27 protein-coding genes, 1 tRNA gene and 3 pseudogenes are annotated in these 24,852 nt (G+C 69.7%); 15 read left to right on the forward strand and 16 right to left on the reverse strand.

Features of this window, described 5'->3' with window-relative positions:
- Window positions 1–168 precede the first annotated feature (168 nt).
- Complete coding sequence (locus AB0L00_RS32325) at window positions 169–891, reverse strand: hypothetical protein (RefSeq protein ID WP_364440871.1); 723 nt, start codon at window positions 889–891, stop codon at window positions 169–171.
- Between the two features lie 156 nt (window positions 892–1,047).
- Here AB0L00_RS32325 and AB0L00_RS32330 point away from each other — a divergent pair, with 156 nt between their 5' ends.
- Complete coding sequence (locus AB0L00_RS32330; protein WP_345366062.1) at window positions 1,048–1,710, forward strand: TetR family transcriptional regulator; 663 nt, start codon at window positions 1,048–1,050, stop codon at window positions 1,708–1,710.
- A 194-nt stretch (window positions 1,711–1,904) separates the two neighbouring features.
- Here AB0L00_RS32330 and AB0L00_RS32335 read toward each other — a convergent pair whose 3' ends face one another.
- Together AB0L00_RS32335 and AB0L00_RS32340 are read right to left on the reverse strand one after the other, a co-directional pair.
- Window positions 1,905–3,668, reverse strand: a complete 1,764-nt coding sequence (locus AB0L00_RS32335) for a prolyl oligopeptidase family serine peptidase (RefSeq protein ID WP_364440872.1) — start codon at window positions 3,666–3,668, stop codon at window positions 1,905–1,907.
- Between the two features lie 12 nt (window positions 3,669–3,680).
- Window positions 3,681–4,631: a serine hydrolase gene (locus AB0L00_RS32340; protein ID WP_364440873.1), complete on the reverse strand. Its 951-nt coding sequence runs from the start codon at window positions 4,629–4,631 to the stop codon at window positions 3,681–3,683.
- Between the two features lie 168 nt (window positions 4,632–4,799).
- On the opposite strand from AB0L00_RS32340, the gene AB0L00_RS32345 reads away from it, so the two are divergent.
- The 5 genes from AB0L00_RS32345 (at window position 4,800) to AB0L00_RS32365 (ending at window position 8,584) form a co-directional block, all read left to right on the forward strand.
- On the forward strand, window positions 4,800–5,024 hold the full coding sequence (locus AB0L00_RS32345) for a hypothetical protein (protein WP_364440874.1): 225 nt from the start codon (window positions 4,800–4,802) through the stop codon (window positions 5,022–5,024).
- Window positions 5,025–5,057: 33 nt separating this feature from the next.
- Window positions 5,058–5,876, forward strand: coding sequence for a PIG-L family deacetylase (locus AB0L00_RS32350; protein ID WP_364440876.1), 819 nt, complete (start codon window positions 5,058–5,060; stop codon window positions 5,874–5,876).
- Window positions 5,877–6,017: 141 nt separating this feature from the next.
- Window positions 6,018–6,653 (forward strand): nicotinamide riboside transporter PnuC, encoded by a 636-nt coding sequence (gene pnuC / locus AB0L00_RS32355; RefSeq protein WP_364440878.1) that lies wholly within the window; start codon window positions 6,018–6,020, stop codon window positions 6,651–6,653.
- Window positions 6,650–7,756, forward strand: coding sequence for an AAA family ATPase (locus AB0L00_RS32360; protein WP_364440880.1), 1,107 nt, complete (start codon window positions 6,650–6,652; stop codon window positions 7,754–7,756). The genes pnuC and AB0L00_RS32360 overlap by 4 nt, the downstream gene beginning before the upstream one ends.
- Window positions 7,757–7,882: 126 nt before the next feature.
- Window positions 7,883–8,584 carry a hypothetical protein gene (locus tag AB0L00_RS32365; RefSeq protein WP_364440881.1) on the forward strand — a complete coding sequence of 234 codons (702 nt, stop codon included), beginning with the start codon at window positions 7,883–7,885 and terminating at the stop codon, window positions 8,582–8,584.
- A gap of 10 nt (window positions 8,585–8,594) precedes the next feature.
- Here the strand turns inward: AB0L00_RS32365 and AB0L00_RS32370 are convergent, their stop codons facing one another.
- Entirely contained in the window at window positions 8,595–9,236 is a 642-nt protein-coding gene (locus tag AB0L00_RS32370; protein WP_364440882.1) for a TetR/AcrR family transcriptional regulator, read from the reverse strand.
- A gap of 62 nt (window positions 9,237–9,298) precedes the next feature.
- Between AB0L00_RS32370 and AB0L00_RS32375 the strand changes: the two genes are divergently transcribed.
- From AB0L00_RS32375 to AB0L00_RS32385, 3 genes and pseudogenes are all read left to right on the forward strand, one after another.
- Entirely contained in the window at window positions 9,299–9,892 is a 594-nt protein-coding gene (locus tag AB0L00_RS32375) for a peroxiredoxin-like family protein (RefSeq protein ID WP_364440883.1), read from the forward strand.
- Window positions 9,893–10,016: 124 nt separating this feature from the next.
- The gene (locus AB0L00_RS32380) at window positions 10,017–10,580 is read left to right on the forward strand and encodes a DJ-1/PfpI family protein (protein ID WP_364440884.1); all 564 of its coding nucleotides are present in this window, start codon (window positions 10,017–10,019) and stop codon (window positions 10,578–10,580) included.
- A 20-nt stretch (window positions 10,581–10,600) separates the two neighbouring features.
- Window positions 10,601–10,723: pseudogene (locus AB0L00_RS32385) on the forward strand (helix-turn-helix domain-containing protein); the annotation flags it as partial.
- Window positions 10,724–10,761: 38 nt separating this feature from the next.
- On the opposite strand, the gene AB0L00_RS32390 reads toward AB0L00_RS32385, so the two are convergent.
- The gene (locus AB0L00_RS32390; protein ID WP_364441055.1) at window positions 10,762–10,992 is read right to left on the reverse strand and encodes a hypothetical protein; all 231 of its coding nucleotides are present in this window, start codon (window positions 10,990–10,992) and stop codon (window positions 10,762–10,764) included.
- A 16-nt stretch (window positions 10,993–11,008) separates the two neighbouring features.
- On the opposite strand from AB0L00_RS32390, the pseudogene AB0L00_RS32395 reads away from it, so the two are divergent.
- Window positions 11,009–11,110 (forward strand): annotated as a pseudogene (locus tag AB0L00_RS32395) (hypothetical protein); the annotation flags it as partial.
- A gap of 58 nt (window positions 11,111–11,168) precedes the next feature.
- Entirely contained in the window at window positions 11,169–11,309 is a 141-nt protein-coding gene (locus AB0L00_RS32400) for a hypothetical protein (protein ID WP_364441057.1), read from the forward strand.
- A 57-nt stretch (window positions 11,310–11,366) separates the two neighbouring features.
- On the opposite strand, the gene AB0L00_RS32405 is transcribed toward AB0L00_RS32400, so the two are convergent.
- Together AB0L00_RS32405 and AB0L00_RS32410 are read right to left on the reverse strand one after the other, a co-directional pair.
- A complete protein-coding gene (locus AB0L00_RS32405; protein ID WP_364440885.1) occupies window positions 11,367–12,428 on the reverse strand; it encodes a phosphatidylinositol-specific phospholipase C domain-containing protein in 1,062 nt (353 codons plus the stop codon).
- Window positions 12,429–12,901: 473 nt separating this feature from the next.
- Window positions 12,902–13,768: a helix-turn-helix transcriptional regulator gene (locus AB0L00_RS32410; protein ID WP_364440887.1), complete on the reverse strand. Its 867-nt coding sequence runs from the start codon at window positions 13,766–13,768 to the stop codon at window positions 12,902–12,904.
- A gap of 100 nt (window positions 13,769–13,868) precedes the next feature.
- On the opposite strand from AB0L00_RS32410, the gene AB0L00_RS32415 reads away from it, so the two are divergent.
- Window positions 13,869–14,633, forward strand: coding sequence for an SDR family NAD(P)-dependent oxidoreductase (locus AB0L00_RS32415; RefSeq protein WP_364440888.1), 765 nt, complete (start codon window positions 13,869–13,871; stop codon window positions 14,631–14,633).
- Between the two features lie 183 nt (window positions 14,634–14,816).
- Here the strand turns inward: AB0L00_RS32415 and AB0L00_RS32420 are convergent, their stop codons facing one another.
- From AB0L00_RS32420 to AB0L00_RS32435, 4 genes and pseudogenes are all read right to left on the reverse strand, one after another.
- Window positions 14,817–15,323: an ATP-binding cassette domain-containing protein gene (locus tag AB0L00_RS32420; RefSeq protein ID WP_364440889.1), complete on the reverse strand. Its 507-nt coding sequence runs from the start codon at window positions 15,321–15,323 to the stop codon at window positions 14,817–14,819.
- Between the two features lie 97 nt (window positions 15,324–15,420).
- Window positions 15,421–15,555, reverse strand: a pseudogene (locus AB0L00_RS32425) (ABC transporter ATP-binding protein); the annotation flags it as partial.
- Window positions 15,552–15,914 (reverse strand): transcriptional regulator, encoded by a 363-nt coding sequence (locus tag AB0L00_RS32430; protein ID WP_364440891.1) that lies wholly within the window; start codon window positions 15,912–15,914, stop codon window positions 15,552–15,554. The pseudogene AB0L00_RS32425 and the gene AB0L00_RS32430, both read right to left, overlap by 4 nt.
- Window positions 15,911–16,639, reverse strand: coding sequence for a hypothetical protein (locus AB0L00_RS32435; RefSeq protein WP_364440892.1), 729 nt, complete (start codon window positions 16,637–16,639; stop codon window positions 15,911–15,913). The genes AB0L00_RS32430 and AB0L00_RS32435 overlap by 4 nt, the downstream gene beginning before the upstream one ends.
- 633 nt (window positions 16,640–17,272) lie before the next feature.
- Here AB0L00_RS32435 and AB0L00_RS32440 point away from each other — a divergent pair.
- Entirely contained in the window at window positions 17,273–17,575 is a 303-nt protein-coding gene (locus AB0L00_RS32440) for a hypothetical protein (RefSeq protein ID WP_364440893.1), read from the forward strand.
- Between the two features lie 224 nt (window positions 17,576–17,799).
- Here AB0L00_RS32440 and AB0L00_RS32445 read toward each other — a convergent pair whose 3' ends face one another.
- From AB0L00_RS32445 to AB0L00_RS32460, 4 genes are all read right to left on the reverse strand, one after another.
- On the reverse strand, window positions 17,800–18,285 hold the full coding sequence (locus AB0L00_RS32445) for a hypothetical protein (RefSeq protein WP_364440894.1): 486 nt from the start codon (window positions 18,283–18,285) through the stop codon (window positions 17,800–17,802).
- 1,258 nt (window positions 18,286–19,543) lie between these two features.
- Window positions 19,544–19,696 carry a hypothetical protein gene (locus AB0L00_RS32450; protein WP_364440896.1) on the reverse strand — a complete coding sequence of 51 codons (153 nt, stop codon included), beginning with the start codon at window positions 19,694–19,696 and terminating at the stop codon, window positions 19,544–19,546.
- Between the two features lie 474 nt (window positions 19,697–20,170).
- Window positions 20,171–20,244: transfer RNA gene (locus AB0L00_RS32455), tRNA-Pro, on the reverse strand.
- A gap of 147 nt (window positions 20,245–20,391) precedes the next feature.
- Window positions 20,392–21,297, reverse strand: coding sequence for a metallophosphoesterase (locus AB0L00_RS32460; RefSeq protein ID WP_364440898.1), 906 nt, complete (start codon window positions 21,295–21,297; stop codon window positions 20,392–20,394).
- A gap of 66 nt (window positions 21,298–21,363) precedes the next feature.
- Between AB0L00_RS32460 and AB0L00_RS32465 the strand changes: the two genes are divergently transcribed.
- Entirely contained in the window at window positions 21,364–21,813 is a 450-nt protein-coding gene (locus AB0L00_RS32465) for a GatB/YqeY domain-containing protein (RefSeq protein WP_364440899.1), read from the forward strand.
- A gap of 68 nt (window positions 21,814–21,881) precedes the next feature.
- Here AB0L00_RS32465 and AB0L00_RS32470 read toward each other — a convergent pair whose 3' ends face one another.
- Complete coding sequence (locus AB0L00_RS32470; RefSeq protein ID WP_364440901.1) at window positions 21,882–24,167, reverse strand: transglycosylase domain-containing protein; 2,286 nt, start codon at window positions 24,165–24,167, stop codon at window positions 21,882–21,884.
- A 239-nt stretch (window positions 24,168–24,406) separates the two neighbouring features.
- Here AB0L00_RS32470 and AB0L00_RS32475 point away from each other — a divergent pair, with 239 nt between their 5' ends.
- Window positions 24,407–24,715, forward strand: coding sequence for a WhiB family transcriptional regulator (locus AB0L00_RS32475; protein ID WP_364394833.1), 309 nt, complete (start codon window positions 24,407–24,409; stop codon window positions 24,713–24,715).
- The last annotated feature ends 137 nt before the right edge of the window (window positions 24,716–24,852 follow it).

A 24,852-nucleotide genomic window follows, 5' to 3' on the forward strand; every position in this document is an offset into this window, starting at 1 on the left:
CTGCCTACTCAATGCACTTAATTTTTTGGGTCGACACCCCCGGCCCATCCCCACCCCGACCCCCGGGGGCGGCCCCCCCCCCCGGGGGCGGGCGGGCGCGCCACTCATCCAGCCGCCCCGCCGGGGGGGGCCCCCCCCCCGCCGGGACGCTCATGTTTCACGGGAAACCTAATCGTCCGCGTCGTCGTCATCTCCGTCGGAGAGGCCGTCGACGTTCCGGCGGTCGCGATCCGCCTTGCTGATCCCCGGCGCGCCCGGTGAACGTCCGGGTCCGTGGCCGACGCCCGGCTTGTCCGCCTGCTCGGTCCCCGGCCGGTCCTCGGGCCGCCCGGTCTTGTCCGGTTCGTGGTCGGGCGACGTCTTGGAGCCCTTCCGCCCGGTCAGAGAGTCCGGAACGCCACCGAAGGTGACGTCCCAGTGAGACCGCTCGCGGGCGAACGTCACCGGCCCCGGCGCCCGGTACTGCGCCGCGCCGTCGCCCCGCGTCGGGACGTGCTCGAAATGGTGCGGGATGTAGGTGTCGAGACACCGGTTGGGCAGGAGGTCGAGCTTGTAGCCCGCGCCGTGGCTGTAGCGGCCCGCCGCGTGCCCCGCCTCGGTGCCGCCGGAGACGGTCAGATGGCAGTGGCTGGCCCCCTTCAGCGCCATCAGCCCGGCGAACGTCGCCGCCCGCAGCCCGTCGAACGAGGTGCAGTGCGGGTTGCCGCGCCGGGTGCAGTGCCCGGAGGAGATCCAGCGGACCCCCACCGCCCGGAACAGCGCACCGGCCAGTCGCTGGTGCAGCAGACCGGGCTCCGACGTCGGCGTGTGGGTGCGCGCCATGGCCGAACCGGCCATTAACGTCCAGAATCCGGCTGCGCAGCCGGCGATGACGGCAGTGCGTATCGACATGTAGCCCTCCCGTACTGTCACATCGCCAGTCGCAGCATTGATCGTCGCGAGCGCGACACTCCGGCAAGGGACGCGCCGCTTTCCCGAATCCACACCCACTTCTGGCCGCTGGATGACGGACCCGGATGGTCGGCGGAGGGCCGTACAGTGTCGCGTGTGGCCACACCGACCAAGTCCGAGCAGACGAGAGAGTTGATCGCGAAGACGGCCCTGCGGCTGTTCCGCGAGCGTGGCTACGAGGCGACGACGATGCGGGCGATCGCCGCGGAGGCCGGTGTGTCGGTCGGCAACGCCTACTACTACTTCTCCTCGAAGGAAGAGCTGATCCAGCTCTACTACGAGCACTCGCAGGATGATCACACCGAGGCGTGCCGGGCCGTGCTGGCGCGGGAGCGGGAGTTCCGCGCGCGGCTGCTCGGGGTGGTGCGCGCCCGCATCGACACGCTGCAGCCGTACAAGGAGTTCGCCGGGAAGTTCTTCAAGTACGCGGCGGAGCCGACGAGTCCGCTGAGCCCGTTCAGCACGGAGTCGGCGCCGATCCGCGAGGCCGCGATCGCCGTCTACCGGGAGCTCGTGGAGGGCTCCACCCTCAAGACCGACGCCGAGATCCGCGCCGACCTGCCCGAGCTGCTCTGGCTGTACAGCATGGGCGTCATCCTGCACTGGGTGTACGACAGCTCGCCGGGGGCGGCCAAGACCTACCGGTTGATCGAGCGGACGGTCCCGCTGATCGACCGTCTCGTCGGCCTCGCGCGGGTGCCCGGCATGCGGGGGATCGTGCGGGACGCCCTGGCGACCTACCGCGACCTCCGGCGGTGACGCGAGCCTGCCGCCGCGGCCGAAACCCGCGGCGGTGACGCGGGTCGGCAGACGCGGCCGAAGCCTGCGGCGGTGACGCGGGCCGGCCGTGCGTTCGCAGGGGGACCGCGAGGATCGTCACGCGGTTCCACCGAGATCGTCGCGGGCGAGGCGTGCCTCCCGGGCGTTACGCGTTCCGGGAGGCACGCCTCGGCCTACGTCAGGTCGAGGTGCTTGCGGGCGAAGTCCATCGTCGCGGCGACCTGGCGGATGCGCTCCTCCACGACCAGGGAGCCGTGCCCGGCGTCGTATCGGTAGACCTCATGGTCCTTGCCCAGCTCCCGCAGGCGGGCCAGGTAGTTGTCGATCTGGCGGATCGGGCAGCGCGGGTCGTTCTCCCCGGCCATGACCAGCACCGGGGCGGTGACGCGTTCGACGTACGTGATCGGGGAGGACGCCTCGTACCGTTCGGGCACCTCCGTCGGCGAGCCGCCGAACAGTGACCGGTCGAACGCCTGCAGCGCCTCCATCTCGTCCTCGTACGCGGCGACGTAGTCGGCCACCGGGACGATGCCGATCGCGACCGTCCAGTCGTCCGGCTGGGTACCGATGCCGAGCAGGGTGATGAACCCGCCCCACGATCCGCCGGTGAGGACGAGCCGCGCCGGGTCGGCCAACCCGGAGGAGACCGCCCAGTCGCGGACGGCCTTGATGTCCTCCAGCTCGGTCAGCCCGGGGCGGCCCTCGATGGCGTCGCGCCAGGTGCTGCCGTAGCCGGACGACCCCCGGTAGTTGACGCGAACGACGGCGAACCCGTGGTCCACCCACGCCGCGGTGTCGGGGGAGAAAGAGTCGGAGTCGTAGGCGGTCGGCCCGCCGTGGACGTCGAAGACCGTCGGGTACGGGCCCGGTCCGTCCGGCTTGGAGACCAGGGCGTGGATGTCACCGCCCGGACCCGTCACCCAGGCGTCCTCGACCGGGACGGACTCGGGCGCGGGCGGGCCGGGCGGGGTGAGCACGACCTCGCCGGAGGTGGACCGGATCACCGGCGGGGACGCCGAGGACGACCAGGAGAACTCGACCGTGCCGTCCGGGCGCGCGGTGACACCGCCGATCACTCCGCGCGGCGTGTCGATCCTCGACAGCTCGCCGCTCGCGAGGTCGTACCGGTAGACCTCGTCGCGGGCGTGGTGGGAGTGCCGGATCAGCAGCGCGGACCCGTCGTGGTACCAGTCCGAGCCGATCTCGCCGGGGAGGTCCAGGACGATCTCCTGGACGTCCCCGCTCACCGGGTCCCAGATCAGCGGCTCGGGCTTGCCCCGGCGCTCGTGCTCGACGAGCAGCCGCTGATCGCCGGGGACGGGCGAGAACGCCAGCCCCCCGAGTCCCTTGCCCGGGCCGTCCCACAGGTCGGCGACGGTCTCGCCGCCGGTTCGGACGACCCGCAGCGCCATGTGCCGGCTGTCGCCGTGCTCGCTGTGGTTGATCGCGACGAGCGACTCGTCCTTCGACAGGTCGATGGCGTAGGCGTCCTCGGCGTGGGAGTACAGGACGTACGGGTCGGCCCCCGGACGGGACACGTGGATCGTCGTGCCGCCGTCCGTGGACCGGCCGATGACGGCGAGTCCGCTGGACCCCACCGACAGCCCGGCGGGGTAGGAGGGCTCCAGGCCGGGAACGGCGGGCTCGTCCGGACCGCCGCCGAACGGCTGGCGCTTCCACACCCCGAACTCGTCACCGTCGGTGTCGGAGAACCACCAGATCCACTCACCGGTCGGCTCGACGCCGGCCATCCAGGTGCCGTTCGGCCGGTCGGTGACCTGTCTGCGGTCGCCGGTCGTACGGTCCCAGGTGTAGATCTCCCACGTGCCCGTGGCGTTCGATCGGTACACCGAGCGGTGCGGCGCGTCGTGCGCCCACCCGGGCAGGCTCACCCGCGCGGCCCGGAAGCGAGCCTTCCAGCGTTCGTCGTCACCCATGCGTCAAGTGTGTCAGTCCGTCTGCGGACCCGCGGGCACGGACTGCAGGCGGAGCTGCGCGGACTTGGTGCCGTACGCCCAGTCGAGCATCTTGGCGGCGTCGGTGAACCGGCGGTTCGGGTCGGTGGTCGTGCTGTTCAGGACGAGGCCGTAGATCGTACGGCCGCCACGCTTGGCCGCGAACAGCAGGCAGTACCCGGCGCCGTCCGTGTGGCCGGTCTTGATGCCGATCGTGCCGCTGTAGGAGCCGAGCAGCAGGTTGGTGTTCTTCCAGCTGTAGGCGTGGTGGCGGGTGGTCTTCGACAGCTTGTACGTCTTCTCGGCCACGATCGACCGAAACGTCGAGCTGGCCATGGCCTTCTTCGTCAGCTTGATGACGTTGTTCGGCGTGGAGTACCCCTCCTTCTTGGTGGAGGTCGGCAGCCCGTCGGCGGTCCGGAAGTACGTGCTCGTCATGCCGAGCGACTTGGCCGTCTTGTTCATCTTGGCGAGGAACTTCGTCTGCCCGGGGCCGTACACGTCGGCGAGGGCGTACGCCGCGTCGCAGCCGGACGGCAGCATCATGCCGCTCAGCAGCTGCCGGACGGTCACCTTGTCGCCGGTCTTCAGGCCGGCGGACGAGGCGTCGTTGTTCTTCACGTGGTCGACGTAGGACTTCTTGATGGTGACCCAGCGGTCGAGGCCGCCGGCGCGGAGCACGACGAGCGCGGTCATGACCTTGGTCATGCTGCCGATCGGGCGCTTCGTGGTCGTGGCGCGGCCCCAGAGCTTCTTGCCCTTGGAGGCGTCGTAGATGTAGGCGCCCTTGGCCACGACGCCGGACGGCGCGGAGGCGGCGGTGACGACCCTCGACCCGGCCGTCGGGGACGGCGTGGCCGCGAGGGCGCTCGGAGCGCCCAACGGAATTGAGGAGATCATGGCCCCCGCGACGGTGGCGGCGGCCAGGCGCGCGCTGATACGCAAGCGGACTCCTGGTGGTGGGGGGAAAGAATCATGCTCGCAGTCGGCGAAATGCGATGCAACCGGGACACGCGTGACCTTCAGTCCGGATGCGGTCAGCCCGCACGCTTCGCGGCGGGCCTGTTCGCCCCTGATCGGGACGTTCGGGACGGCGCGTCGTACCGTTGAGGGGTGACGCCGAGATCCTCGACAGAGCTCGCACTGAGGCCCGACGGCACCGGTGACGATGAGGTCGAACACGGCTACCCGCCGCCCGCCCGGCCCGCCGGGAGCACCGTGGTCGCCTACTGCGGCGCGGTGATGACCGTGCGCGGAGAGTCCTCGTCCGCGCCTCCGCCGAACACCTGCGCCGAGTGCGCGAAGATCTGGCGACGCCGTCGGCGCCGCTCCCGCTGACCGTACGGACCTCGCACGTGCATGCTGGGGGCCATGGAATCCGAATTCACGCTGATGGCCGTGCACGCCCACCCGGACGACGAGGTGATCGGCACGGGCGGCGTCCTGGCGCGCTACGCCGAGGAGGGCGTCCGTACGGTCCTGGTGACCTGTACGAACGGGGAACAGGGCGACGGCCCCGGTGGGGTCAAGCCCGGCGAGCCGGGGCACGACCCGGCCGAGGTGAGCCGCCGCCGGCTCGACGAGCTCCAGGAGTCCGCCGCCCACCTGGCCATCGACCACGTCGAACTGCTCGGGTACCCGGACTCGGGGATGGCCGGCTGGGACGCCAACGCCGACGCCGAGGTGTTCAGCAACGTCCCCCTCGACCGGTCGGCCGCCCGGCTCGCCGAGCTGATGGAGCGGTACCGCCCCCAGGTCGTGGTCACCTACGACGAGAAGGGCGGGTACGGGCACCCCGACCACATCCAGGCGCACCGGATCGCGATCGCCGCCGCGGAGGCGACGGGAATCCCCCGCAAGCTCTACTACACCGCCATCCCCCGGGCCGGGATCGCCCAGATGATGGACTACCTGCGCGACACCGGCGTCGACGTGGGCGACTTCGACCTTCCGGAGGACTTCGGGACGCCGGACGAGGAGATCACCACCGCCGTGGACGTCTCCGCGTACTTCGAGCGCAAGCGCAAGGCCCTGGAGGCCCATGCCAGCCAGGGCGAGAACATCTTCCTGCTGCGCATGCCCGAGGAGGCGCAGCGCCAGGCCCTCGGCCGAGAGGTCTTCGTGCGCCGCTTCAGCGCCGTTCCCGTCCCCGACGGGGAGGAGGACGACCTGTTCGCCGGCCTGCGCTGACCGGGTGTCGCGGAGGGCCGACGCGACCCGTCCCCGGGGGCTCTCGCGTCCCCGGGGCCGCACACGCCGGTCCGCCGGGCGCGTGTGCCCCACATGTAGGGTTCTGCCGACATACCGCCTGATCGCGAGGAGTATGCCGGATTGTCGCTACACAGCCTGTTGGGTCCGCTTCTCGCGCCCGCCGTCACGCTCGGCGGCACGCCGACGAGCTGGGCCGAGGTCCTCGGGTTCGCCACCGGCGCGATCAACGTCTGGCTCGTCGTCCGCCAGCACATCGCCAACTGGCCGATCGGCATCGCGAACGTCGTCCTGCTCGGCCTGATCTTCGTGGACGGCGGCCTGTACGCCGACGCGGGCCTGCAGGCGGTCTACGTCGTCCTGCAGGCGTGGGGCTGGTGGGAGTGGCTGTACGGCGGGCAGGAGCGCGGTGAACGCCTCGTCCAGCGGACGTCCCGCACCGAGTGGGCCGGGATCGCGGTGGCCGGCCTCGCGGCCACCGGTCTGCTGACGTGGGTGCTGAGCACCTGGACCGACTCGAACGTCCCCTTCTGGGACGCATTGACCACCGTGATCTCGCTGGCGGCGACGTACGGCCAGAGCCGCAAGCTGCTGGAGTCCTGGTGGCTGTGGATCAGCGCCGACCTGATCTACATCCCGCTGTACGCCTACAAGCACCTCTACCTGACCAGCGTGCTCTACGTCGTCTTCCTCGCGCTGTGCGTCGCCGGGCTGCTCGCCTGGCGGAAGGACTGGACCCAGCGGGCGGTGGCCTCGTGAGATATGAGCACGGGCTGGTCATCGGGAAGTTCTATCCGCCGCACGCCGGCCACCATCACCTGATCGACACGGCGGCGGACGCCTGCGCGCGCGTGACCGTCGTCGTGGCGGCCTCGACCGTGGAGAGCGTCCCGGTGGCCCTGCGCGCGGCGTGGCTCCGGGAACGACACCCCCAGCCGCACGTCGAGATCGTCCCGGTCCTCGACGACGTCGAGGTCGACTACGACTCCGACGAGGTCTGGGCGGCGCACGTGGCGGCGTTCCGGACCGGCCTGGCCGCGGCGTCCGGGCACGGCGTCGGCGCGCTCGGCGTACCGCCGGTCGACGCGGTGTTCAGCTCCGAGGCGTACGGCCCCGAGCTCGCGCGCCGGTTCGCCGCCGCGCACGTCCCCGTCGATCCGCCGCGCGACCGGTTCCCGGTCAGCGGCACCGCCGTACGGCGGGACCCCGTCGCCTGCTGGGAGTGGCTTTCGCCCGCCGTCCGGGCGCACCTCACCCGGCGCGTCGTCGTCCTCGGCGCGGAGTCCTCGGGCACCACCACGCTCAGCCGCGCCCTGGCCGCGCACTACGCCGTCCGCGGCGGGGTCTGGGCGGCGACCCGGTGGGTTCCGGAGTACGGCCGCCTGTACTGCGAGGAGAAGCTTGCCGTCGCCCGGCGGGCCGATCCGGACCTGTGGATCGGCGATCTCGGCTGGTCGTCGGAGGAGTTCACGGTGATCGCCGAGCGGCAGCTCGCCCTGGAGGACGCGGCCGCCCGCTCCGGTTCCCCGCTGCTGGTCTGCGACACCGACGCGTTCGCCACCTGCCTCTGGCACGAGCGCTACCTCGGCGCGCCGGCGCCCGACGTCGAACGCCTGCACGCCCGCGCCCACCACGACCTGTGGATCCTGACGGACACCGCCGGCGTGCCCTTCGAGCAGGACGGCTGGCGCGACGGCGAGTCGATCCGGGAACGGATGTCGGAACGGTTCCGGGAGGAGCTCGACCGGCGCGGCCTGCCGTACGTCGTCGTCACCGGGACCCACGAGGACCGTCTCGCCACCACCGCCACCGCCGTCGACGCGCTCCTCGACAAGGGCTGGACCTTCACCGACCCGCTCTGACCGACGGTTGCCATTCCGCGCGTGGCCGTTCTGGGCCGAATACCGAAACCTGATTGATGGAGGATCGGGCGGTCTGCGAAGATCATCATCTTCTCCCGACATCGCCCTATGAGAAATCGGTGAGCCATGTCAATGCGCCAGGTGGCGTTGACCGTCGTCGCGTCGTTCATTCCATTGCTGTCGGCCGCCTCTCCCGCTTCCGCGGAAACTCCGAAGGTCGAGATCACGGTCTCAAATCGCCTCATCGTCAACTACGTCGAGCGCTGCACTCCCCCCGAGGACGACGTTACTTGGGTGGGCGCCGGCACCGGTGTCAGCAAGGTCGTGATGCGGCTCTACAAGCCGAGTGGCGAGCGCGCCTACAGCGAGACCGCCCGGCCGGGGGAGCCGCACATCCTGGGCGCCAGTTGCAAGCCGACCTTCGGCAAGTGGACCGTCCGGGTCACCGCCTACAACGCGAAAGGCAAGGCCCTGACTGAACGCTCGGCCTCCTACTGGGAAAAAGGGAACACCCAGATCAAGGCGTTCAACGCCGCCCCCGAACCCGTCCGTGCGGGAGGAAAGGTCACGGTGACGGGCCGGCTCATGCACGTCAAATACCATCAAGCGCCGTGGTACATCGGTTATGCCGGCAAGCCGGTCCGGGTCTATTTCAAGGCGACGGGCACATCGAGCTGGCGGCTGATGGGTTCGACCACGACGGGACGGGACGGCCGTTTCCGTAAGAGCTTCACCGCCCGGAAGACCGGGGCCTGGCGGGCGTACTTCCCCGGCACGTCGGCGTACGACGTCGAGACGTCCCCGAGCGACGTCGTCAAGGTCCGCTGAGCGGCCTAGATCACTCGAAGTACGACCCACCCGCGCGGGTCGCGCGCTCCAGCCCGTCCAGCAGGACCGCGAGGCCCGCGCGGAACTCCTGGTCCGCCGACACCTGCGCCGCCAGCCGTCCCGTCTCGGCCATCAGGGGGAACTCTTCGGCCGGCAGCGCGGCGATCCGCCGGGTGCCCGCGCCGGACAGCGGGCCGAGATGCTCGAGCTGGATCGCCCCGATCAAGTACGCGATCAGGCCGCGCAGCGCGACGACGCGCCGCTCGCCGTCGATCCCCGCCTCGGTGAGGATGCCGAGCACCGTCTCCGCCCAGCGCAGGTTGCTCGGCGAGCTCTGCCGGTGGGTGAGCGTCAGCGGCACGACCTCCGGGTGCGCGGCGACCGCGCGACGTACCCGCTCCACCATGGTCGCGAGCCGGTCCCGCCACGACGTTCCGGTCGGCGGCGTGGTGTCGACCGCGCCCAGCACGCGTTCCACGACCAGCCCCTCCAACTGCTCGCGGTCGTCGACGTAGCGGTACAGCGACATCGTCCCCATCCCGAGTTCCTTGGCGACGGCGCGCATCGTCAGCGCGGCGAGTCCCTCGCGGTCGATGACCGCGAGCGCCGCCGCGGCGATCTGTGGCTCGGTGAGCGAGCGTGGACGGGGCATGGCGTACAAGATACGCGTACGAGTGTTAGCGTATGTTGTACGCCTACCTGAAGGGTGACCCGATGACCGACTCCGACGCTTCTCACCGGCTTCACCCCGGCGAGGTCATCCGGGACCGCGAACTCACTCCCGTCACCGGCCCCGCGATCCGCCTCCTGCAGCCGGGCCACCTCGTCCACCTGCAGTTCCGCCGCTTCGCGGGCTGTCCGGTCTGCAACCTCCACCTACGGTCGATCGTCCGCCGGCACGCCGAGATCGAGGCGGCCGGCATCCGGGAGGTCGTCCTCTTCCACTCGTCGGCCGACGAACTGCGTGAGTACACGCCGGACCTGCCGTTCGCCGTCATCGCCGATCCGGACAGGCGGCTGTACGTCGAGTTCGGCGTCGAATCGGCGAAACGGGCGCTCCTGAACCCGCGCGTCTGGGGCACGATCGTCCGCGCGGTCCTGCGCAACACCTGGGGGATCGTACGCGGCCGGGAACGCGCCCCCGCGGCGATGCCGCGCGGCGGTCGCTTCGGCCTGCCGGCCGACTTCCTGATCGCCGCGGACGGCACCATCCTGGCCTGCAAGTACGGCGACCACGCCTACGACCAGTGGCCCGTCGACGAACTGCTCACCCTGGCCGCCCGGGCGCCCGTACTCGACGACCGGTAGTCGCACCGTGTGGGGAAATTGCCCGTTTTTCCGGCGGGTGGAATCTCGGCTGTTGACCCTGGGGAGCAGAGGCGGACACGATCGGTCGTACGGTGTTCCCACAGAGTCACGGAGGTGCTGCACCATGCCGAAGGTGCTGATCGTCACGGGCGACGCGGCCGAGGACCTCGAGGTCATGTATCCCTATCAGCGACTGCTGGAGGAGGGGTACGAGGTGCACATCGCCGCTCCGACGGCGAAGAAACTGCAGTTCGTCGTGCACGACTTCGTCGACGGCTTCGACACCTACACCGAGAAGTTCGGCCGCACGTGGCCGGCCGACGTGGCGTTCGCGGACGTCGACCCGGCGGAGTACGTCGCCCTGGTGATCCCCGGCGGCCGCGCGCCCGAGTACATCCGCGGCGACGCCGAGTGCCTCCGGATCGTCCGGCACTTCGCGGAGGAGGGCAAGCCGATCGCGGCGCTGTGCCACGGCCCGCTCGTGCTCGCCGCGGCGGGTGTCCTGGGCAGCCGCTCCTCCAGCGCGTACCCGGCGCTCGCGCCCGACGTCGAGGCGGTCGGCGGTTCGTTCGTGGACAGCGAGGCGCACATCGACGGCTCGATCGTCACCGGCCGCGCCTGGCCGGACCACCCGGCCTGGATGCGCGAGTTCCTCAAGATCCTGCGGGTCGCCGCTCCCGTCGGCTGACGGGAGGTCGCGCCACCACCGTGGCCGGCGAAGCGGTCGCGTCGGCCGGCGACGGGGTCACCGCCAAGGCGGTCGCCCGCCGGTGCGGGTTCAAGCTGTCGACGACGTACCATCTCCTGAACACACTGGTCCATGAGGGCTACCTCGTCCGGCTGCCGAACGCCCGCGGGTACGGCCTGGGCTACCAGCTCGTCGGCCTCCACCAGCGGTTGCACGAGCAGTTGCTGCCGAGCCCGGGCGTGGCCGACGCGCTGCGGCACGCGCACCGGGTCGGCGGCACGGCGGTGTACTTCAGCGTGCTGCGCGACGCGCACCTCGTGGTCGCCGACGTGGTCGACTTGCCGCGTACGCCTCGGGTGCGCCCGCTCGACGTGGGGTTCCACGAGGCGGCGCACGCGACGGCCTTCGGCAAGATCCTGCTGGCCTTCCTCCCCGCCGACCGGCGCCGCGACTACCTGGCCGGCGCCGGACTGCGCCGGCTGACGAGCCGGACCATCACCCGGATCGCGGACCTGGAGGACCAGTTGGCGCAGGTCCGGGCCACCGGACTGGCCGACGAGATCGAGGAGTTCCGTCCTGACCTCGCCTGTGGCGGCCCCGGTCACCGACGACCGCGGCACGGTCGTCGGTGCGGTCGCGGCCTCCGCCCCGGCACCGTACTTCGGCGCCCACCGCGACCGGATGATCGAGGCCGTGCGGCAGGGCGCCGATCTGCTCGGCCCCTGCTGAGCCGCTGCGTCGAGGCGGCCCGGCGGAGCCGCCGCGGGCGACGGCCTCGGGCCGGGGTCAGGTCGCCGACGCGGCGCCGCGGGCGAGTGTCAGGGACAGGACGCTCGGCAGGCCGTACCAGTCACACGAGACGACGCTCGCGTGCGCTCCGGCCAGTAGGGCCACCCGCGCCTGCGCGTCGGACGCCGGCGGGTCGTACTGGTCGAGCGCCGGCGCCACGTTGTGCGCGTCGGTCATGGTCAGGAGGTAGTGGTTCGCGTCGTACCAGGCCGTGTCGACGCCGCTGACGTACGTGGCGGCGTCGCCGTCGAAGACGACGAACCACGGCCGGATCGAGGTGTCGGCGTACTGCGTGCGGGGGTCGCCGGAGGCGGCGCCGAGGACCGCGGGGAACGTCGTGGCGGTCGCCGTCGTGCCCGCCGCGCGGAGATTCTTCAGGTAGGTGGCGTACTCGACGTCGGTGTGCAGCGTGTCGGTGGGGTTGTTCAGCTCGACCGTGCCCGGGATGACGTACATGATGATCTTGCCGGCGAGCGCGGCGCGGCTCGGCCAGGCGTTCGCCTTGGCGGCCTCGTCGAGGCTCGCGTGGCCGCCCAAGAGGTCGGCGGGCCGGTACAGCACGCTCCCGACGTGGGAGTTGACATCGGAGTCGAACGCCGCCGGTCCCATGCCGTAGTTGTTCTGGAAGCCGGCCTTGAGCTCGACCTTGACCTGGATCGGGCCCTTTCCGCGGTGCGCGGCCAGCCAGTACTTGATGTCGTCGAGGCACGACCCGAGGTCCTTGTTCGCGCTGCCCGAGTAGATGTCGGACGGGCTCGACGCGTCGACGCAGTTGTTCTTGTTGCTGGTCAGCGAATCATGGCTGACCTTCCACTCATGGGTGAAGACGTCGTCCCAGGCGTCGAGCTCGACCATCGACGCGCCCGCGTCGAGGGCCTTCGCCAGGTACGGGTACGCGTCGGGGTTGTAGGCGTTGTGGACGCCGACCACCGTCGTCTGCGCCAGCGACACGTCCGCACGGGCGGTCCCCGCCGACAGGACCGAACCGCACACTCCCAGCGCTCCCGCCAGCACGGCCGCCGCGGCGACCGCGACGCACCTCCGAAGGCCGACCGGCATTCCGCCTCCCAGATCCGTACCGGAATGAAGAGCGTACGGATGAATATTCACCCCGTTCACGGCTACGAATAAAGTGGAATGTCGTCGCTGATATGAATCTATTTCTGTCAAGCTCAAAGTCCGCCGAAGAGACGCTTTGATCTCGGGCTACGCTTACCGGTTGACATGGGGATATGCGGCTAGTAATGGGCCGCGAGGAGATCGTCGCGGTCGTGATGGTCAAGGGACCATGGTCCCCTGACCAGGGACTTTGGTCCCTTGAGGGAACAGGTCCGCCGGGGCAGTGTGGGAGTTGGCCTGCGGGACGTGCGAGGGAGCTCGACCACACGAATCGCCCGGACGGGATTCGCGAGGAAGGGCTGAGAGGCCGGAAGGGGCGATGAGCCCCTACAGGAGCTGAAAAGCTTCTGGACGGCGACCCCCACAACCTGACCCGGACAATGCCGGCGAAGGGAAATCGCCTCGTAGGTCCTTTATGTGCGCCCGGACCGGCTGGCCTCGGGCTCGGCGAAACGCTGGTGTCCCAGCACCTCGAGCAGCCGCAGCTTCTCATGGTCCTCGGTGTTCGGCGCGGCGGTGAGCACGAGCAGCGCCTGCGACTGGTCCTCGGTGAACAACACCTGGCAGTCCACCTCGATCGGGCCGAGTTCGGGATGGACCAGCGTCTTGTGGTCCTCGAAGCGCTTGGCCACCTCGTGCCGTTCCCACAGCTCGGCGAACTCCGGACTCGCCTTCTGCAGCGTCCGTACGAGCTCGCCCGCCGGCGAGTGCGAGCCCATCGACCCGTACGCCGCACGCAGGTTCGCGACCTGGGCGCGACTCTGCCGGTCGCGGTCGTCCTCGGGATAGCGCAGCCGCTCCCCGGGATCGGTGAACCAGCGGTAGATCTCGCTGCGGGCGAGGCCCGTGTAGCCCGACCTGTCCCCGAACAGCGCCTCGGCCATCCGGTTCTGCACGAGGGTCTCGCCCAGGTTGGACAGGATGAGCGCGGGGGTGTCGGCGAGGCGGTCCAGCACACGGAGCAGTCCGGGCGCGACGTGCGTCGCGGCCGAGATCGGAGCCGGCGGATTGTGCCCGGCCACCTGGAACAGGTAGTCCCGCTCGTCACCGGTCAACCGCAGCGCCCGGGCGAGCGACCCGAGCATCTGCTCGCTCGGCTGCGGACCGCGCTGCTGCTCGAGCCGTGTGTAGTAGTCGGTCGACATCACGGCGAGCGCCGCGACCTCCTCCCGCCGCAGGCCGGGGGCCCGGCGGCGCGCCCCCTCCGGGAGCCCGACGTCCTCGGGCCGCAGGGCGTCGCGGCGGCGACGCAGGAAGTCTGCCAGTGCTGCACGATCCATGCGTCCATTATTCGGGCGATGACCCGGGGGAGCCAGGGATCGCCGATCCCCCGATGACCGCTCTCTGCACCCACGGCTGCCGGTGGGCGAGTCTTGAGACATGAACATCACCGGAAACACCATCTTCATCCCCGGCTCCACCAGCGGCATCGGCCTCACCCTCGCCCTCGAACTGCAGGCCAAGGGGAACACCGTCATCGTCGGCGGCCGCCGTGCCGAACTGCTCGAACAGATCGCCGCCGAACACCCCGGCATCGACACCGTGCAGATCGACACGGCGGACGCGGCGAGCATCGAGGCCGCCGCGAAGCAGGTGCTGGCCAAGCACCCGGACCTCAACGTCCTCATCGCGATGGCGGGCATCATGCGCGTCGAGGACTGGCACCGCCCCGAGTCCTTCCTGGCCTCGGCCGAGTCCATCGTGACGACCAACGTGCTCGGCCCGATCCGGCTGATCGCCGCGTTCATCGAGCACCTGCAGGCGCAGCCGGACGCCACGATCGTCACCGTCTCCTCGGGTCTCGCGTTCGCGCCGCTCAAGGTCACCCCGAGCTACAACGCGTCGAAGGCCGCGATCCACATGCTCAGCGAGTCGATCCGGCTGCAGCTCGCCGACACCAGCGTGAAGATCGTCGAACTCGAGCCGCCCGCCGTCCGCACCTCACTGCTGCCAGGCCAGGAGGAGAGCGAGTTCGCGATGCCGCTCGACGAGTTCGTGGCGGAGGTCATGGAACTGCTCGAGACCCGGCCCGACGCCAAGGAGATCCAGGTCGAGCGGGTGAAGTTCCTCCGGTACGGCGAGGCCCGCGGCGACTACGACCAGGTCGTCGCGACCCTCAACGCCTCCGACCCGCATGGGAAATGACCGGGCGGGCACGCACCGCCGGCGCTGAGAGGAAGCCCTCGCTCGGCGCCGGCGGGCGCCGGCCGCTCAGGTCGCTTCGGCGCTGAGGGTCTGTGCCACGGATCGGCGGGCTGCGATGCGGGCGGGTACGGCGGTGAGCGCCGCCGTTGCGGGCAAGGCCGCGAGTGCGGCGGTGAGCAGCGATCACGCGGGGGGCCAGGCCATGTTCGCGGCGCTGAAGGGCAGGCACAGGACGATGCCTATGGGGATGCCGGCGAGGGCGCCGGGCAGGGTCGGCAGGAGTTGTGCGACGGACAGTCCGGCGGTGATCTGTCCGGGGGTGGCGCCGAGGGTGCGTGCGACGGCCATGGTGGGGCTGGCTTCTTGTGCCGTGGTCCAAGTGATCGTGAGGGTGTTCACGACGGCGACGGCCAACAGGACCGGCGGCTCGTTGGCCAGGGCACGGGCGATGGCCACGCGCTGACGCTGTCCCCCCGACAACTGCCAGGGCAGGTGCCGGGCGCGGTCGGCGAGCCCGAACCGCTCCAGCAGAAAGGTCGCGCGGCGCCTGGCCGCGCGCGCCGAGAGCCCGGTCAGAAGCGCGGGCAACTCCACGTTCTCCGCCGCCGACAACTCCTCCACCAGATGGAAGGCCTGGAAGACGAACCCCACCGACCGGCGCCGCAGCCGGGCCAAGGCCCGCTCGCTCACGGTGTCGATGCGCCGGCCGGCCAGCCACACCTCCCCTTCGGTGGGCCGCTCCAGGCCCCCCCATCAGGTGCAGCAGTGTGGACTTGCCGCAGCCGCTGGGTCCCATCACCGCCAGCATCTGTCCCGCCGGGACCTCGAGGTCGACTCCACCGACCGCGCGGATCAGACTCTGCCCCTGGCCATGTTCCTTGAACAGGCCGCGGACCTGCAGCACACCGCCGAGCTCGTTCATCCACCCTCGGATTCGTTCTCGACCCGCGCGAGTTCGGCGGCCGGGTCGGCCGCAGGGGACTCCTCGACCTGGCGGATGAGTTGTTTGAGCTGGGAGATCTCGTCGTACAGGGCTTTCCTGCCGGTTGCGGTCAAGTTGATCCACGTACGGCCGCGTCTGCCCTCGTAGCCTTTCTCGATCTTCACCAGCCCGGCCTTCTCCAGCACGGTCAGGTGCTGGGACAGATTGCCGGCGGTCAGGTCCAACGTGGTCCGCAGCAAGCCGAACTCCACTCGCCGTGCCTCGTGGGTGACGGCGAGGATGCCCAGCCGGATGCGCTGGTGAACGACGTCGTCGAGTGCGTTCGCCGGATGGGTCATGCCCGGCGCCGCCGTTCGGCCAGGGCGAAGCACGCCCCACCGAGGAGCAGCACACCGCCGGCGACGACCAGGCCCGGGAGGAAGTTCCACGTCGGGGCGAGGTCGAAGCTTGTGTTCAGCTCCAGCCTCCGCGTTCCCACGCCGCAGGTCAGGACCGCGACCACCAGATAGCCGGCGGCGAACGCCAGGAGGGGCCGGTTGTCCTCCACCTGGGCCAGCACGAGCAGCGCCAGGCCGATGGAGATCAGCGGGACCAGGCCGACGGCGAGCGGACCGCCCGGGGAGTAATCCTCCAGGCCGAGTTGTCGAGCCCAGGCAGAGGCGATGCCGAAGACGAGTCCGGCGGCGATCCCCGAGCCCACGTACGGCAGGATGCGGGCGCCGACCCCGCGGCTGCGGGCCCGGTACACGTAGAAGGCGCCGATCGCCGCGTACGCCAGGACCAGGGCGATGAGCCAGTAGACCCCCGAGGGCCAGCCGACGACCTGGGTGCAGGTGCCGTCATGGATGATCTCGACGCCGCCGCGGGCGCCCCGGGCCGGGTCGCACCTGACGGCGTGTCGTCCCAGGCGGTAGAAGGGCGCGGCCGCGACGACGACCACGCCGAGGAGCGCGAGCGGGAACCAGGTGCCGCGTTGCGCACGGCGTACGCGTCGGGTCAGTTCCCGGGTGGTCGAAAGCACCTCTCGGGCGACGTCCGCGGAGGGAGCCGTTCCGTCTGTCATGGAAGCAGGTTTCCATCACAAACTGATCTTCGCAACAGACTCATGCAGATCCGCAGCGCGACCGCCACTGCCCTTTCGGCCGAGGAACGGGCTTCCTGACCTTCTCGACCTGCGAAACCATCGCCGACTGATCGCCACGTGTCGGCGTATGGACTCGCTGGCGACGCGGAGATGAAATTTTTTGTTGGACCGAGTTGCGTCGTGGGCTCTGTGCCGGACTTATAACTATTGGCCGTTGTCACGAGATGACGCGGCCCCCTCCCCGGGAGAACGCGGAGGGCGATCACAACGAAGGGACACCACGATGGCGGACAACAACGGCTCCGGTTCGGGCTCGGGCGGCGGGAACCAGAACCCGGGCATCAAGGGCCCGGTCCAGGTGACCAAGGCCCCCCGCAAGCCCGCCGAGAAGCGCTGACAACCTCGCGGGCGAGACGCCTGTGAGTACTGCGGGCCCGGCCATCGGCCGGGCCCGCACTTCGTTATCTACCCGGCCACTCGCAGGTGGTCATCGACCGCACTGGGCGTGCGGCGAGTAGCGACCAGGTCATCGCCGCTTGCTGGGTCGGTCCCGCCTTGAGCGGAGGTTCGGTGGAGTGGTGCCCGAGGCAGGTTCGTGGTGTAGCGAGCGTAATGCTCGGTGAATGCACCGTGATCGGGTCCCTTATCGAGACAAACCGCCCGGCAGCGCGGGCCTTCCCCGAGTCTTACGGCCGGCACGGCGGGGAGGCTTGTGTCGAGTCGTTCCGTCCACGCGGCACGCTGGCTGATGAGGAACTCGTCGATGAGAACATCAGCGGGTTCCGATGGTGGCTGCTGCAGGAGATCGCCACGTATCGCGGTCCCGACCTGTTCTCGCCTCGCGACCTCGCCACCCCACTGGTGGCGTTGATCGACCACGGCATTCCGGCGCAAGTCGTCGAACTCGGCCTGTGAGCAGCGTTCTGGCGAGAAGACCGGCGCAGTGGGGGGCGGCCAGTGCGAACGCGGCTCTTCTTCCGGTTTCAGCGGTGTTTCGTATAGGCATGCCACCCGAGGTAGGCCACAACCTCCTTCCTTGAGGGCACCCCGGCACTCTCCCAGGGCCGGTGATGCACCCGGCGGCGCCGGAAATGCCCCCAAGGCGGAGAGGAGACGGCCGGGGCCCAGTCGCCGGGTGTTCAGGCCCGGGACGTCGCTGCGGCGAGCTCGGCCAGGTGGTGCAGCGAGTTGGTGAGATGCTCAGGGCCGAACGGCGGGAACCGGAGGTACTCCCGGAAAGACTGCGGCACCGCCGACCAGTCGTAGGTGAGCGTGACCTCGGTCTCGGACGGACTGAGCGGCGCCAGGTCGTAACGCCAGAACCAGCCGCCGAACTCCAGGGGACCGTCGTCCTTCTCCGGCCCCGGCAGCCAGCCGATGGCGCGCGGCGGGTCGAGCACCTGGACCTTGTTGGCCATCCGGTAGTCACCGTCTGGATGGTTGGCGTGATACATGTCCATCCGGAAGATCTGCCCCACCTCGGTCAGCGGCGCCCGGTCGACGGCTTCCTGAACCCAGCCGGTGCCGTCGATCGCAGAATGGGCCGTGGGATCCGCCAGCACGGCGAACACTCTGGCGGCGGGCGCGGCGATGGTCAGGGTCGCGCTCAGGTTCTCCTGGTCCACGGTGTGCACGCTCCTTGTCGTCTCATCTCGGGCCTCCCACGGACGCGGAAGGGGATGTTCCCAAGATGTAGACCACGCGGCGAGGCGGAAGGCATCGGTCGTGCGGGCGGAACCCGCCCAGAAAACGGGGGCTCTACGCGAAGGACCGGACCGGTACGGGCTCCGTCCGGTCATCACCGAGGGAGCGGAGATCATCGGTAAGGCGTTCAGGACGGCCGGACCGGCTACGGCACGATGCAGAAGGGGCAGAGCATCATTTTCTTCTCCTTCACCGGCGGTCGGCCGATGCACGTCACCCACACCCTCAAAGGCGGAGAGCTTGCCGCCGGCCTTCCCGGCGGCGGGCCTTCATATGCCTGCCTGAACGGCCTCGACGCCTTCGGCAGGGTGATGGCGGGAAACATCATGACAAGCTCGTCTAGCGTGGTGCGATGCGGAGTCGCGAGGGCCTACTGATCCCGCTCCTCAGGACGGATCCGGTCAGCGTCTACTCCGCCACCTCATGCTCATTAGCTCGGTCTTGCGGTCCAACACGTCCGGGCACGTGCATCTGGCACGTCGGACGATTTCGAGGCGATAGGCGGCCGAGCACACGAAGAGGCCCTGCATCGCGATGATGCAGGGCCTCTGAGCTGGTCGGGGGGCGGGATTTGAACCCACGACCTTTTCGTCCCGAACGCATCCTGAGCCTCACCTGAGCTGCGCCCGCAGGCTGTGACCAGCATCGAGCATTCCAGCGGCGTTCGTGGAGGTTCGTGGTGGACCATACATCTTGGTTCTCCGGAGACCGCTTCGGCCGGTCGTGCTCTGTGAGCGCGCGGAGCACTACTCGTCGCTGGCGGCTTGGTCGGCTACGCAGGTGCCAAGGCCTGGCACCGACCGGACCAGTTCGTCATCTCTGCTACGGCAAGCCCTTGATCGCGCAGAGCGTGCGGCGAACGCTGGCGGTTGCCCTCCGGATCGCGGTCCTGCCGGTCGAGTGGACGTCCCGGGAACTGCGGCACAGCTTCGTCTCGCTCATGTCGGCCAATGGCGCATCCGTTTTGCTGACCTCACGCCTGGTCGGTCACACGACCACGGCAACGACCGAGAGGGGCTACCGGCACGAGCTACGGCCGGGTCATCACGGAGGGAGCCGAGATCATCGGCAGCGGAGCAGAAGGATCACCGGCAAGAACAGTGTCCTGGCAGGAGCGGCGGCATGGATCCGCCGCCGCTCCCACCAGGACACCTAGATCGTCATCCAGACCTTGTCAGGTCAGGACTGCGGGTTGATCACCCGGACGTCGCCGTCCTTGGCGTCGGCGCGCCCCGTCTGCTCCAGCTGCCGCAGCGCCTGCTCAAGGGCCGGGTCCTGCGGGCCGCTGGTGTTCTTCTCATCACGGGGGGGAAGATTCGAGATCTTGACCATGGTCAACTCCCTGGTTGTGGCGATGGTCGGTCGCCTCTAGGCGACCGGGGAGGTCCTGGATGGGACCACCCATGAGAACCGTCCGTGGCCGGGCGTAGTCGGCAAGGGTGCATGAGGCATCGTCGCGATCCCTACAGCAACGACAGGCTCACCGCGTTCGAGGTAGCGGGTGCTGCCGTCTTGCCGGGCAGCGGTGCCGTGGATGATGCGGCGGGCCAGACGGGAGAACTGCGGCGAGAAACGGTCAGCCTTCGATGGCGTACCGCATGGCGCGCAGCTTGGTCTGTCCCGGCGAGTTCGGCGGCCGGGCCGGAGCCAGCGACGATGCCGCCGCCGGCGACTCATGGACGGACTGACCGCGCGCTGGGAAGAGGCCCTGGCCGCGTGTCGGGCGCTGAGCCCCGAGAGGGATCGGAAACAACTCAGGCCCGGTCTTCCGATGAGGAAGACCGGGCCTGACCTGCTCTTTTACAGTCGGGGTGGCGGGATTTGAACCCACGACCTCTTCGTCCCGAACGAAGCGCGCTGCCAAGCTGCGCTACACCCCGGTGGCTGCAGGTCGTCTTTCAACGCCTGCGCCTCGACGAGTCTAGCGGACTTTTGACCCTCCCCGCGCCATGGTTACCGACTGGGCCTCTGATCCCTGGCGGACGCTGACGCTACGGCGCGGTGAGTGCCAGGGATCAAGGCTCGCTTCACCTCGCCGCCGGGACCAGCGTCAGCAAGGACGCCTCCGGGGGGCAGCAGAAGCGGACCGGGGCGTACGGGGAGGTGCCGAGGCCGGCGGAGACGTGCAGCCAGGCGTCGCCGTGCCGGTTCAGGCCCTTCACGCGGGCGCGCTCGATGCCGCAGTTAGTGACCAGGGCACCGTACAGCGGGACGCAGAGCTGGCCGCCGTGTGTGTGGCCGGCCAGCAGCAACTGGTAGCCGTCGGCGGCGAAGCGGTCGAGGTTGCGCGGCTCGGGCGAGTGCATGACGCCGATGCTGAGCGGGCCCTTGGCCGGGCCGGCGATCTCGTCGTACCGGTCCTTGCGGATGTGGGAGTCGTTGATGCCGCCGAGCCAGATCTCGGTGTCGCCCACCTTGATCGTGCCGGTCGCGTTGTTGAGGTCGAGCCAGCCGGCGGCGGTCATGGCGGCGCCGAGCTCGCGGTACGGCAGGTCGGGGACGGTGCGCCTCTTGCCGTAGTCCTTCTGGCTCGTCCGCCAGAGGTAGCGGGCGGGGTTCTTCGGGACCGGGGAGTACATGTCGTTCGAGCCGTACACGAACACGCCCGGACGGTCCAGCAGCGGTCCGAGCAGGTCGAGGAACGGGCCGATGGCGTCACGGTGCGAGATCGAGTCGCCGGTGTTGACGACCAGGTCGGGCTCGAGGGAGTCGAGCGCGCTCACCCACTTGATCAGCCGGCGGCGGCCCGGCGTCAGGTGCGTGTCGGAGATGTGCAGGATCTTGATCGGCCGCTGGCCGGGTGAGAGGATCGGCACGTCGTAGCGGCGGAGGCGGAACCAGTTCCGCTCGATGACCGATGCGTAACCGATTCCGGCGACCCCGGTGCCGAGGACGCCCAGGGGGATCGCGTATCTCTTTCGCACGCTCACCATCGTGCCAGAACGACGCACCGATTATTGCCGGGCGTCCAAGCCCGTACGCAGGGCAAGATTGTTCCTATGTTGAAGGAGAAGCTGCAGGCCGATCTGTCGGCCGCGATGAAGGCACGCGACGAGGTGCGCACCCGTACCCTCCGCATGGTGCTGACGGCCGTCACGAACGAGGAGGTCGCGGGCACGCGGGCGCGCGAGCTCTCCGACGACGAGGTCGTCAAGGTGCTGCAGCGGGAGGCCAAGAAGCGCCGTGAGGCGGCCGACGCGTTCGCCGACGCGGGTCGTACGGAGCAGGCGGAGGCGGAGCGGGCCGAGGGTGTGGTCCTGGCGGACTACCTGCCCGCCCAGCTGTCCGACGCGGAGCTGACCGAGCTGGTCGCCGCGACGATCGCGGAGACCGGCGCCGCGGGGCCGCGCGCGATGGGCCAGGTGATGAAGGCGGTCACGCCGAAGGTCGCCGGCCGGGCCGACGGCAAGCGGGTCTCGGGAGAGGTCAAGCGCCAGCTCGCGGGCTGACCGGCGCTCCCGCACAACGGAAAGGTCCCGCGCACGGGCCGTGCGCGGGACCTTTCACGGTTCGGTGGTCAGTTGCCGAACGGCCAGCCGCCGTGCTTCTTGCCGCCCCGCTTGCCCTTCTTGTCGGCGACCCCCGCGCCGCTGCCGTTGCTCACGAACAGCATGACGGTGGTGTCCTGGTCGACCTGGCTGCCGCCGCTCGGCGAGGTGTAGACGACGGTGTTCGCCGGCTGGCTCGAGTCGACCGCGCGCGGCGAGATCTGCACGCTGAACCCGGCGTTCTCGATCTGCTTCTTGGCCTGCTGTACCGGCATGCCCTGGACGTTGGGGATCTGCTTCTGGTCGAGCGTGCCGAAGTCCTTCACCGGCGTGTGGAACGACGAGGCGCTCGTCCCGCGCAGCGCGCCCATCATCGAGGCGCGCCAGATCGGGGCGACGTTCCTGCCGTAGACGCCGTAGTTGCGGTGCCCCCAGGGCGCCTCCGGGTCGCCGTACCAGACGGCGGCCGCCAGGTCGGGGGTGTAGCCGGCGAAGACCGCGCAGGTGAAGCTCTCACAGGTGCCGGTCTTGCCCGCGGCGGGCCGGCCGATGCCCATGCCGGCCGCGGTGCCCTTGGTGAGGACGCCCTGCAGGATGTTCGTGACCTGGTCCGCGATATCGGCGTCGACGGCCTTGGTGCACTTGGACTTGGGCACCTTGATCTTCTTGCCGGTCGAGTCGGTCACCTCGGTGATCGCGATCGGCGTGCAGTACTCGCCGCGCGCGGCGAAGCCGGCGTACGCGGCGGCGAGGTGGGTGACGTCGATCTCGTTGGTGCCCAGGACCTGGGCCGGGTTCTGCTGGAGCGGCTTGCCGTCCGAGCGCTTCATGCCGAAGTTCTGCGCCATCTTGACGGCGTCGCAGATGCCGACCTCTTTCTCCAGGTAGGCGTAGAAGGTGTTGATCGACTCCCACGTCCCGGTCTGCAGGTTGGCGGACTTGCCCTTGGACTTCTCGGCGTTCTGCACGGGCCAGGGCTCCGAGCCGTTCCCCTTGCAGTCCCGGTAGCCCGACACCGTGGCGCTCTCGGGCGCCGGGAAGGAGGAGCCCGCGCTGATGCCCTTGTCGAGGGCGGCCGCGAGCGTGAAGATCTTGAAGGTCGACCCGGCGGAGTAGCCGAGGTTGCCGCCGTGCGCGTAGTCGGCGGCGAGGTTCAGCTGGGTCTCGCCCTTCTTGACGTCGGCGCCGTAGGTGCGGCTGACCACCATGGCCTTGATCTCACCGGTGCCGGGCTTGACCATGGCCTCGGTGGCGGTTCGGCTGTGGCTGGGGCGACGGCTGAGCGCCTGCTGCGCGGCCCTCTGCGCCTTCATGTCGATCGTCGTGCGGATCGTCAGGCCGCCGCGGTACAGCAGCTTTTCTCGGTCCGTCTGCGTCTTGCCGAACGCCGGGTTGCCGAGGATCTCGTTCTTCACGTACTGGCAGAAGAACGGCACCTTGCTGGCGACGCAGTCGCTCTTGGGCTGCTTGGTGTGCAGCTTGATCGGCAGCGCGGCGGCCTGGTCGGCCTGCTGCTTCGTGATCATCTTCAGCTCGGCCATGCGGTAGAGCACGGTGTTGCGGCGCTCGCGGGCGTGGTCCGGGAAGACCGTCGGGTCGTAGTAGCTGGGGCTGTTGGTGATGCCGGCCAGCAGCGCCGCCTCGGGCAGGGTCAGCTCGGTGGCGTCCTTGCTGAAGTAGCGCTGGGCCGCGGCCTGCACGCCGTACGCGCTGGCGCCGAAGTAGGCGATGTTGAGGTAGCCCTGCAGGATCTGGTCCTTGGAGAGCCGCTTCTCGACGTTGACGGCGTACCGCAGCTCGCGCAGCTTCCGGCCGAACGTCGGGGCCTTCGCCTCCTCGATCTCCTTGTCGGTGTCCGCGCTCTCGACCAGCAGGTTCTTCACGTACTGCTGGGTGAGCGTCGAACCGCCCTGCTTGACCCCGCCCTCCTGGGCGTTGGTGACCAGCGCGCGGGCGGAGCCCTTCATGTCGAGGGGACCGTGCTGGTAGAAGCGCGAGTCCTCGATCGCGACGACCGCCTTCCGCATGATCGGGGCGACCTGGTCGAGACGTACCGACTCGCGGTTGTGGTGGTAGAACGTCGCGATCACCTCGCCGTCCGCGGAGTACACCGTGGTGCGCTCCGGCGGCGGCTGGATGCTGAAGTCGGCCGGGAGGTTCTTGAAGCTGTCGGCGGCGTCCCGGGTCGCCATTCCCGCACTGCCGACGGCCGGCAGGGCGAGGAAGCTGACCAGGACTCCGGCCACGAGCGCCGCCCCTAGGAGGCGTATCAGCTTGAGGATGGCGGGTTCCCGGTCTGCCTTCTCATCAGTCACGCGACATAGGTTACGCGGGACTGAAGGTGCATATGGGACACCTCGCCGTTGGGGATGACTAGTTCGTTGCCTCCTTATGGCCCGTAGGGGCTATCTCAAGAATGGACCCATCGGGGGCTGTTGAAGCGGCGCGCTCTTCCGTAAGTTTCTCCCCACGGCTTTCGTATGGCGGCCTGACGTCCGCGCCCGTCCGGCCGGGGCTCGCAAACGACAACCGACCCAAGGGGAGTGGGGCCAAGATGTGGATCACGGATTGGACCGCCCGCGCCGCCTGCCGTAACGCGGATCCCGACGCGTTGTTCGTGCAGGGGGCGGCTCAGAACCGGGCCAAGCTGATCTGCCGCGGTTGCCCAGTGCGCACCGAGTGTCTCGCCGATGCTCTCGACAATCGCATCGAGTTCGGTGTCTGGGGCGGCATGACGGAGCGCGAGCGCCGCGCGCTGCTTCGTCGGCGACCGGACGTCTCGTCGTGGCGAGAGCTGTTGGAGACCGCCAAGGAGCGGTACGAGCAGTCGCAGGACCCGGACGAAGAGCTCGTCGCGAGCTGATCCGGTGAATCGCCGCCCGAGTCGGCACGTCGTCGGCTGAACCGGCACGTCGCCCGACCGATCCGGCGAATCGATCGCCTGGCCGCCCCGGCCGGCCAGGTTCCCTCATGCAGCGCCTGAACGATCAGGCGGCCGAC

Origin of the sequence: Actinoallomurus sp. NPDC052308 (genome assembly GCF_040679195.1) — a bacterium.
GTDB lineage: Bacteria > Actinomycetota > Actinomycetes > Streptosporangiales > Streptosporangiaceae > Actinoallomurus > Actinoallomurus liliacearum.

Bases quoted from the DNA above. Each gene is read 5' to 3' on its own strand.
- AB0L00_RS32325 (WP_364440871.1), bottom strand. From the start codon at position 891: ATGTCGATACGCACTGCCGTCATCGCCGGCTGCGCAGCCGGATTCTGG.
- AB0L00_RS32335 (WP_364440872.1), bottom strand. From the start codon at position 3,668: ATGGGTGACGACGAACGCTGGAAGGCTCGCTTCCGGGCCGCGCGGGTG.
- AB0L00_RS32350 (WP_364440876.1), top strand. From the start codon at position 5,058: ATGGAATCCGAATTCACGCTGATGGCCGTGCACGCCCACCCGGACGAC.
- AB0L00_RS32365 (WP_364440881.1), top strand. From the start codon at position 7,883: ATGTCAATGCGCCAGGTGGCGTTGACCGTCGTCGCGTCGTTCATTCCA.
- AB0L00_RS32370 (WP_364440882.1), bottom strand. From the start codon at position 9,236: ATGCCCCGTCCACGCTCGCTCACCGAGCCACAGATCGCCGCGGCGGCG.
- AB0L00_RS32375 (WP_364440883.1), top strand. From the start codon at position 9,299: ATGACCGACTCCGACGCTTCTCACCGGCTTCACCCCGGCGAGGTCATC.
- AB0L00_RS32380 (WP_364440884.1), top strand. From the start codon at position 10,017: ATGCCGAAGGTGCTGATCGTCACGGGCGACGCGGCCGAGGACCTCGAG.
- AB0L00_RS32405 (WP_364440885.1), bottom strand. From the start codon at position 12,428: ATGCCGGTCGGCCTTCGGAGGTGCGTCGCGGTCGCCGCGGCGGCCGTG.
- AB0L00_RS32410 (WP_364440887.1), bottom strand. From the start codon at position 13,768: ATGGATCGTGCAGCACTGGCAGACTTCCTGCGTCGCCGCCGCGACGCC.
- AB0L00_RS32415 (WP_364440888.1), top strand. From the start codon at position 13,869: ATGAACATCACCGGAAACACCATCTTCATCCCCGGCTCCACCAGCGGC.
- AB0L00_RS32430 (WP_364440891.1), bottom strand. From the start codon at position 15,914: ATGACCCATCCGGCGAACGCACTCGACGACGTCGTTCACCAGCGCATC.
- AB0L00_RS32435 (WP_364440892.1), bottom strand. From the start codon at position 16,639: ATGACAGACGGAACGGCTCCCTCCGCGGACGTCGCCCGAGAGGTGCTT.
- AB0L00_RS32440 (WP_364440893.1), top strand. From the start codon at position 17,273: ATGCTCGGTGAATGCACCGTGATCGGGTCCCTTATCGAGACAAACCGC.
- AB0L00_RS32450 (WP_364440896.1), bottom strand. From the start codon at position 19,696: ATGGTCAAGATCTCGAATCTTCCCCCCCGTGATGAGAAGAACACCAGC.
- AB0L00_RS32460 (WP_364440898.1), bottom strand. From the start codon at position 21,297: ATGGTGAGCGTGCGAAAGAGATACGCGATCCCCCTGGGCGTCCTCGGC.
- AB0L00_RS32465 (WP_364440899.1), top strand. From the start codon at position 21,364: ATGTTGAAGGAGAAGCTGCAGGCCGATCTGTCGGCCGCGATGAAGGCA.
- AB0L00_RS32475 (WP_364394833.1), top strand. From the start codon at position 24,407: ATGTGGATCACGGATTGGACCGCCCGCGCCGCCTGCCGTAACGCGGAT.